This window comes from Vibrio sp. 10N.222.52.B12 (assembly GCF_002875385.1).
Lineage (GTDB): Bacteria > Pseudomonadota > Gammaproteobacteria > Enterobacterales > Vibrionaceae > Vibrio > Vibrio jasicida.
Genome location: NZ_MDAW01000067.1, coordinates 2,065 through 2,514 on the forward strand (window position 1 = coordinate 2,065; position 450 = coordinate 2,514).

Sequence of the window (450 nt, forward strand, 5' to 3'; positions counted from 1 at the left end):
CACACCTTAACAGAGCGTTATGTGTAAAAGAGGATTACTATGTACTACCTTCCCAAGTTGTTGGCTGAGAAGTTTACTTACTTTGGCAAATTCTCAATATTCGGTATCTGGGCGATATCATTCGCTTCAATGATCTTATTGGCATTTATTGCATCTGCTATCGCTTCTTTAAACGAGCTATTGGTTGCTCCAGCATTTAGTATCTACTTGATATTTGTTTTGGGAATCGTCTCGGCTAAGTTTTTTTCAAGAAAGAAAATCATCCTAACCGGCCCTGTCGCTGTAAGAATAGCTGTATCAGATGCAGGAGAATCGGCCGCGAAAGTTGGAAAAACGATTTCAGAAATAATTTTTTTGCTGTGCTTTTACTTTTTTCTGTTCGGGTGCGTATTTTTTGCGTTATCACCTTTATTGTTTTGGGCATACACATAACAAGTTGCTTAAGAGTGA

1 protein-coding gene is annotated in these 450 nt (G+C 38.2%); it reads left to right on the plus strand.

The window, feature by feature from the left end; all coding sequences use genetic code 11:
• The first annotated feature begins 39 nt into the window (after positions 1-39).
• The gene (locus BCT11_RS03805) at positions 40-432 is read left to right on the plus strand and encodes a hypothetical protein (protein WP_102387205.1); all 393 of its coding nucleotides are present in this window, start codon (positions 40-42) and stop codon (positions 430-432) included.
• Positions 433-450 lie beyond the last annotated feature (18 nt).